The following is a 6,970-nucleotide window of genomic DNA, read 5'->3' as shown; positions in this document are numbered from 1 at the left end:
TAGTCATAATCAGTTAAATTAAAACGGCTACGCCCGCCCGCCGCATATTTTTCTGAAGAACGCTCATCATTAGAAGAAGTATTACTGGCGTTCCCCCACAGCGACCAGGCAGTGGTTTGTCCATACCAGGTCATGGTGGTGTCAGCCGTAAGTGAGGAGCTTTTCGTATTGCCTGATTGTGCAAGATATCCTGCGTTCAGATTACCTTCGAAAGGTTTTTTAGCGCTGGCAGGATCGTCCATGACAGTAAAAACGGAATCATCGGCAGCTGCATTCAGTGACGCAAACATGCCCCCCGCCAACATAACGATGGCAGGAACTGTCTTCAAAAGCTTCATTTATCAAGAGTCCGTACAACAAAAAAAGAGACCATCGCGGTCCCGGAAACTTTCTTAAGGATCAAAGATTAGCGTCCCTGGAAAGGTAACGAATTATAAAAAGGCGCGAATAACTTAGCAATGTATTCTTATTTCATTTTTTGAATAAGCATGTGGCGAAAACAGATTTTTATTTATATATATTTATCTGCAAAATTTTAAATAAAGCTCTAATAAATCATATTGTTAATTTCTTCACTTTCGGCTGATTCGGTGCCAGACTGAAATCAGCCTATAGGAGGAAATGATGGTACGTATCTATACGTTGACACTTGCGCCCTCTCTCGATAGCGCAACAATTACCCCGCAAATTTATCCCGAAGGAAAACTGCGCTGTACCGCACCGGTGTTCGAACCCGGGGGCGGCGGCATCAACGTCGCCCGCGCCATTGCCCATCTTGGAGGCAGTGCCACAGCGATCTTCCCGGCGGGTGGCGCGACCGGCGAACACCTGGTTTCTCTGTTGGCGGATGAAAATGTCCCCGTCGCTACTGTAGAAGCCAAAGACTGGACCCGGCAGAATTTACACGTACATGTGGAAGCAAGCGGTGAGCAGTATCGTTTTGTTATGCCAGGCGCGGCATTAAATGAAGATGAGTTTCGCCAGCTTGAAGAGCAAGTTCTGGAAATTGAATCCGGGGCCATCCTGGTCATAAGCGGAAGCCTGCCGCCAGGTGTGAAGCTGGAAAAATTAACCCAACTGATTTCCGCTGCGCAAAACCAAGGGATCCGCTGCATCATCGACAGTTCTGGCGAAGCGTTAAGTGCAGCACTGGCGATTGGTAACATCGAGTTGGTTAAGCCTAACCAAAAAGAACTCAGTGCGCTGGTGAATCGCGAACTCACCCAGCCAGACGATGTCCGCAAAGCCGCGCAGGAAATCGTTAATAGCGGCAAGGCCAAACGGGTTGTCGTTTCCCTTGGTCCACAAGGAGCGCTGGGTGTTGATAGTGAAAACTGCATTCAGGTGGTGCCACCACCGGTGAAAAGCCAGAGTACCGTTGGCGCTGGTGACAGCATGGTCGGCGCGATGACACTGAAACTGGCAGAAAATGCCTCTCTTGAAGAGATGGTCCGTTTTGGCGTAGCTGCGGGGAGTGCAGCCACACTCAATCAGGGAACACGTCTGTGCTCCCATGACGATACGCAAAAAATTTACGCTTACCTTTCCCGCTAACAAAAACATTCCCCCAGCATTGGGGGAATCACCACCAACCTGTCGGCAACGCGTTTCTCCGACTATGCTCAAAAGTCATGTGATAACAAAGGGGTGAACTATGGCCAGTGGCGATCTTGTCCGTTATGTCATAACCGTCATGTTGCATGAGGATACATTGACTGAAATTAACGAGTTGAATAATTACCTGACTCGCGACGGTTTTTTGCTCACCATGACGGATGATGAGGGAAATATCCATGAGCTGGGGACTAACACTTTTGGACTTATCAGTACCCAAAGTGAAGAAGAAATTAGAGAACTGGTTTCGGGGCTTACCCAAAGTGCAACCGGCAAAGATCCTGAAATCACCATCACGACCTGGGAGGAATGGAATAGCAACAGAAAATAAATGGTTTTTGGGCAATAATCAGTCTGTGGTGTGCGTTAGCTCGTGTTTTTACACCGCATTCTTGCGCTAACCTTATGATCTGGCAGACAACATGGGAGAGACATCATGTGGCAGGCAATCAGTCGTCTTTTGAGCGAGCAGTTAGGTGAAGGCGAAATCGAACTGCGTAATGAACTGCCTGGCGGAGAAGTCCATGCCGCATGGCATTTGCGCTATGCAGGACATGACTTTTTCGTCAAATGTGATGAAAGGGAACTGCTTCCCGGTTTTACCGCCGAAGCCGACCAACTGGAGTTACTGTCGCGTAGTAAAACCGTCACCGTGCCTAAGGTTTGGGCAGTAGGCGCTGACCGTGACTACAGTTTTCTGGTGATGGATTATCTCCCACCTCGTCCGCTGGATGCGCATAGCGCATTTATTCTTGGTCAGCAAATTGCGCGTTTACATCAATGGAGTGACCAACCACAATTTGGCCTCGATTTTGATAACTCGCTCTCCACAACTCCACAGCCCAACACCTGGCAACGTCGCTGGTCAACGTTTTTTGCTGAACAACGGATTGGCTGGCAGTTGGAACTGGCAGCAGAGAAAGGGATCGCTTTCGGCAATATCGACGCCATCGTCGAGCATATTCAGCAGCGTCTGGCCTCGCATCAACCGCAGCCTTCTCTGTTGCACGGCGATTTATGGTCCGGCAACTGTGCGCTGGGTCCGGATGGCCCGTACATTTTCGACCCTGCCTGCTACTGGGGTGACCGAGAGTGCGACCTGGCGATGTTACCGCTGCATACTGAACAGCCGCCACAAATCTATGACGGCTATCAGTCAGTATCCCCGCTACCTGCCGATTTCCTTGAACGTCAACCGGTTTACCAACTCTACACGCTGTTAAATCGTGCAAGATTATTTGGCGGTCAGCATTTGGTTATTGCTCAGCAGTCATTGGATAGATTATTAGCAGCATGATATGGGTTGAGGATAATGGCCGCTCCGTGCGGCCTTTTGATTAAATAAACCCAAGCAGAGAAAAGAACACATAACCTGCAGCAATACAAATAACCGGCAGGATATATAGTGAGAAAAACTGCAGGAAAATAGTATGGTGCGGAACAACAATACGGGACTCAATTTGTTCACGCGTTAGCCCCTCTTCCCCTTTGGCTTTTTCCAGAATGAGTTGATCTTCAACACCTTCCCGCAAGAAGCGCGCCTGGCGACTCATCCGGGCACCGGAATCCTGCAACGCCAGTCCGACAAAAATCAGGATGAAAATCACCCAGAACATAACGTTCACGCCACCATTAAAATTAGGGGTCGGGGAGTTATACCAGAACAGATTCAAAAAAGGCGTATTCGCCTGCATCATATCGATCATGACATGAGTAAAGTCGAGCATGACCGCATTAATGCCTTCCTGGTTTTCCTGCCGGGTATTCATAAATTTCAGCAAAGAAATCAATGTAGAGATCAATGCAGGTATAAAAATCACCCAACCCAAAATCCTTTTCAAAACAGCAATGCGTCCAGCTTGTTGATACGTCATGAGTTCTCCTTGATTAAGACGCGTCGTTTCACTTAGTTTACCTGTAGATATCTGTTTTCGCCCATTCTTTAAAGGCGATATGATAGGCGCTTAATCATAAGCACGGCTTAATACCTTACACATAATGCTCTAAAGGAGAGGTTGTAATGTCAACCCCGCGTCAGATTCTTGCTGCAATTTTTGATATGGATGGATTACTTATCGACTCAGAACCTTTATGGGATCGAGCCGAACTGGATGTGATGGCAAGCCTGGGGGTGGATATCTCCCGTCGTAACGAGCTGCCGGACACCTTAGGTTTACGCATCGATATGGTGGTCGATCTTTGGTACGCCCGGCAACCGTGGAATGGGCCAAGCCGTCAGGAAGTAGTAGAACGGGTTATTGCCCGTGCCATTTCACTGGTTGAAGAGACACGTCCATTATTACCAGGCGTGCGCGAAGCTGTTGCGTTATGCAAAGAACAAGGTTTATTGGTGGGACTGGCCTCCGCGTCACCACTACATATGCTGGAAAAAGTGTTGACCATGTTTGACTTACGCGACAGTTTCGATGCCCTCGCCTCGGCTGAAAAACTGCCTTACAGCAAGCCGCATCCGCAAGTATATCTCGACTGCGCAGCAAAACTGGGCGTTGACCCACTGACCTGCGTGGCGCTGGAAGACTCGGTAAATGGCATGATCGCTTCTAAAGCAGCCCGCATGCGTTCCATCGTCGTTCCTGCGCCAGAAGCGCAAAATGATCCACGTTTTGTATTAGCAAACGTCAAACTCTCATCGCTGACAGAACTCACCGCAAAAGACCTTCTCGGTTAATGACCAGGGGCAGTGATCACGCTGCCCCTGGTTCTTTATCTGAATTTGCATTCAACTGACGGATTAATCGTCAATTTAAGAGAAAGAGTTACACCGTCACCACTTCCGTGCACTGTATAAAAATCCTATACTGTACGTATCGACAGTTTAGTGAGTTTTATCATGACGGCGGAAGGTCACCTTCTCTTTTCTATTGCTTGTGCGGTATTTGCCAAAAATGCCGAGCTGACGCCCGTGCTGGCACAGGGTGACTGGTGGCATATTGTCCCTTCCGCAATCCTGACGTGTTTGTTACCGGACATCGATCACCCAAAGTCGTTTCTTGGGCAGCGATTAAAATGGATATCAAAACCGATCGCCCGCGCTTTTGGGCATCGTGGTTTTACCCACAGTCTGCTGGCGGTATTTGCGCTGCTGGCAACCTTTTACCTTAAGGTTCCGGAAGGCTGGTTCATTCCGGCTGATGCGCTACAAGGAATGGTGCTGGGTTATTTGAGCCACATACTTGCCGATATGCTGACACCCGCCGGTGTTCCCCTGCTCTGGCCATGCCGCTGGCGTTTCCGCTTGCCTATCCTGGTTCCCCAAAAGGGCAACCAACTGGAACGTTTTATCTGCATGGCATTATTTGTCTGGTCGGTATGGATGCCCCATTCATTACCCGAGAACAGCGCTGTTCGTTGGTCATCGCAAATGATCAATACCTTGCAGATCCAGTTTCATCGGCTTATTAAGCATCAGGTTGAATACTAAAAAGGCAAAAATCACCTTTCTGGAATAAGCAATTCCATTTGAATATAAGAGCCAGCTCACAGTTCTGTTAATCTTGCGCCAACACTATGACTGCTACGCAGTGATAGAAATAATAAGATCAGGAGAACGGGGATGAACTTTCCATTAATTGCGAACATCGTGGTGTTCGTTGTACTGCTGTTTGCGCTGGCTCAGACCCGCCATAAACAGTGGAGTCTGGCGAAAAAAGTGCTGGTGGGTCTGGTGATGGGTGTGGTTTTTGGCCTTGCCCTGCATACCATTTATGGTTCTGACAGCCAGGTACTTAAAGATTCTGTACAGTGGTTTAACATCGTTGGTAACGGCTATGTTCAACTGCTGCAAATGATCGTTATGCCGTTAGTCTTCGCCTCTATTCTGAGCGCGGTTGCCCGTCTGCATAACGCATCTCAGTTAGGCAAAATCAGTTTTCTGACCATCGGTACGCTTTTGTTTACCACACTGATTGCGGCGCTGATCGGTGTGCTGGTCACCAACCTGTTTGGTTTGACGGCTGAAGGTCTGGTTCAGGGTGGTGCAGAAACTGCACGTCTGAACGCCATCGAAAGTAACTATGTTGGTAAAGTCTCTGACCTGAGCGTTCCGCAGCTGGTCTTGTCCTTTATCCCGAAAAACCCGTTTGCCGATCTGACCGGAGCCAATCCGACGTCAATTATCAGCGTGGTAATTTTTGCCGCATTCCTCGGTGTAGCTGCGCTGAAACTGCTGAAGGATGATGCGCCGAAAGGTGAACGCGTCTTAACCGCTATCGATACCCTGCAAAGCTGGGTGATGAAACTGGTTCGCCTGGTCATGCAGTTGACCCCTTACGGCGTTCTGGCACTAATGACCAAAGTGGTTGCAGGTTCTAACCTGCAAGACATCATCAAACTGGGAAGTTTCGTTGTCGCGTCCTACCTCGGTCTGCTGATTATGTTTGCAGTGCATGGCATTCTGCTGGGCATTAATGGCGTGAGTCCGCTGAAGTACTTCCGTAAGGTATGGCCTGTGCTGACGTTTGCCTTTACCAGCCGTTCCAGTGCTGCGTCTATCCCACTGAATGTGGAAGCACAAACGCGTCGTCTGGGCGTTCCTGAATCCATCGCCAGTTTCGCCGCCTCTTTCGGTGCAACCATTGGTCAGAACGGCTGCGCCGGTTTGTATCCGGCAATGCTGGCGGTGATGGTTGCGCCTACGGTTGGCATTAACCCGCTGGACCCGATGTGGATTGCGACGCTGGTCGGTATTGTTACCGTTAGTTCCGCAGGCGTTGCCGGTGTCGGTGGTGGTGCAACTTTCGCCGCACTGATTGTGCTGCCTGCGATGGGCCTGCCAGTAACCCTGGTGGCGCTGTTAATCTCCGTTGAACCGCTTATCGACATGGGCCGTACGGCGCTAAACGTTAGTGGCTCGATGACAGCTGGCACGCTGACCAGCCAGTGGCTGAAGCAAACCGATAAAGCCATTCTGGATAGCGAAGACGACGCCGAACTGGCACACCGTTAATTCTTATGCTGGCAACGGCCCGTTTTGTATAGGGGCCGTTGCCTTACTTTTTAAATGTTCCATCGCGGCGATGCATACTGACTCATATTTAAACAGATCGCCAGCGAAAAAAATGTCCAACTTATCAATACATTCCTGGCTCAATGAATGTGCCTGTAGCGAGAAGCTTAAAACCTCATACCCGAGACGTTTTCTAAGTGAACTATCTGGAATACTCATAATATCTTCAAGCACACCACTTCCCATTCCCGGAAGATTTAGTGGATTAAAAAGAAGATTGATATTAAGCATTGATATTATCGAAGAAAACTTTAGGAGACTCTCATTTTTTTGAATCGCAGCAAAAATGCTCCCGGCAGGATGTATATAATTTTTTTCATAGTATATAGT

General features: G+C 48.8%; 8 protein-coding genes and 1 pseudogene. 6 read left to right on the top strand and 3 right to left on the bottom strand.

The window, feature by feature from the left end; genetic code table 11:
* Positions 1-338 (bottom strand): DUF481 domain-containing protein (locus E0D98_RS20005; RefSeq protein WP_131890872.1); only part of this gene is annotated, 338 nt, incomplete at its 3' end.
* A 286-nt stretch (positions 339-624) separates the two neighbouring features.
* Here E0D98_RS20005 and pfkB point away from each other — a divergent pair.
* From pfkB to E0D98_RS19990, 3 genes are all read left to right on the top strand, one after another.
* Positions 625-1,554 (top strand): 6-phosphofructokinase II, encoded by a 930-nt coding sequence (gene pfkB, locus E0D98_RS20000; protein ID WP_000251735.1) that lies wholly within the window; start codon positions 625-627, stop codon positions 1,552-1,554.
* A 100-nt stretch (positions 1,555-1,654) separates the two neighbouring features.
* Complete coding sequence (ghoS, locus tag E0D98_RS19995) at positions 1,655-1,945, top strand: type V toxin-antitoxin system endoribonuclease antitoxin GhoS (RefSeq protein WP_000146159.1); 291 nt, start codon at positions 1,655-1,657, stop codon at positions 1,943-1,945.
* A gap of 105 nt (positions 1,946-2,050) precedes the next feature.
* A complete protein-coding gene (locus tag E0D98_RS19990; RefSeq protein WP_000267654.1) occupies positions 2,051-2,911 on the top strand; it encodes a fructosamine kinase family protein in 861 nt (286 codons plus the stop codon).
* A 40-nt stretch (positions 2,912-2,951) separates the two neighbouring features.
* On the opposite strand, the gene E0D98_RS19985 is transcribed toward E0D98_RS19990, so the two are convergent.
* Positions 2,952-3,488: a YniB family protein gene (locus E0D98_RS19985; protein ID WP_000222172.1), complete on the bottom strand. Its 537-nt coding sequence runs from the start codon at positions 3,486-3,488 to the stop codon at positions 2,952-2,954.
* 146 nt (positions 3,489-3,634) lie between these two features.
* On the opposite strand from E0D98_RS19985, the gene hxpB reads away from it, so the two are divergent.
* The 3 genes from hxpB to tcyP all read left to right on the top strand — a co-directional run bounded on the left by hxpB (position 3,635) and on the right by tcyP (position 6,580).
* Positions 3,635-4,303 carry a hexitol phosphatase HxpB gene (gene hxpB / locus E0D98_RS19980; protein WP_000106834.1) on the top strand — a complete coding sequence of 223 codons (669 nt, stop codon included), beginning with the start codon at positions 3,635-3,637 and terminating at the stop codon, positions 4,301-4,303.
* A 162-nt stretch (positions 4,304-4,465) separates the two neighbouring features.
* Positions 4,466-5,056 (top strand): metal-dependent hydrolase, encoded by a 591-nt coding sequence (locus E0D98_RS19975; protein ID WP_001297653.1) that lies wholly within the window; start codon positions 4,466-4,468, stop codon positions 5,054-5,056.
* A 132-nt stretch (positions 5,057-5,188) separates the two neighbouring features.
* On the top strand, positions 5,189-6,580 hold the full coding sequence (gene tcyP, locus E0D98_RS19970) for a cystine/sulfocysteine:cation symporter (RefSeq protein WP_001010685.1): 1,392 nt from the start codon (positions 5,189-5,191) through the stop codon (positions 6,578-6,580).
* Between the two features lie 3 nt (positions 6,581-6,583).
* Here tcyP and ydjO read toward each other — a convergent pair.
* A pseudogene (ydjO, locus tag E0D98_RS19965) lies at positions 6,584-6,970 on the bottom strand (protein YdjO); the annotation flags it as partial.

This window comes from Escherichia sp. KCJ4928, from assembly GCF_004352695.1.
In the GTDB taxonomy this organism is placed as follows: Bacteria; Pseudomonadota; Gammaproteobacteria; order Enterobacterales; family Enterobacteriaceae; genus ECMA0423.
The sequence above is the reverse complement of the archived record's forward strand: the minus strand, read 5'-3'. Positions and strand labels throughout refer to the sequence as shown.

What these genes read in the sequence shown, in the direction of transcription:
- pfkB (WP_000251735.1), top strand. Translation starts at nt 625, where the DNA reads ATGGTACGTATCTATACGTTGACACTTGCGCCCTCTCTCGATAGCGCA.
- ghoS (WP_000146159.1), top strand. Translation starts at nt 1,655, where the DNA reads ATGGCCAGTGGCGATCTTGTCCGTTATGTCATAACCGTCATGTTGCAT.
- E0D98_RS19990 (WP_000267654.1), top strand. Translation starts at nt 2,051, where the DNA reads ATGTGGCAGGCAATCAGTCGTCTTTTGAGCGAGCAGTTAGGTGAAGGC.
- E0D98_RS19985 (WP_000222172.1), bottom strand. Translation starts at nt 3,488, where the DNA reads ATGACGTATCAACAAGCTGGACGCATTGCTGTTTTGAAAAGGATTTTG.
- hxpB (WP_000106834.1), top strand. Translation starts at nt 3,635, where the DNA reads ATGTCAACCCCGCGTCAGATTCTTGCTGCAATTTTTGATATGGATGGA.
- E0D98_RS19975 (WP_001297653.1), top strand. Translation starts at nt 4,466, where the DNA reads ATGACGGCGGAAGGTCACCTTCTCTTTTCTATTGCTTGTGCGGTATTT.
- tcyP (WP_001010685.1), top strand. Translation starts at nt 5,189, where the DNA reads ATGAACTTTCCATTAATTGCGAACATCGTGGTGTTCGTTGTACTGCTG.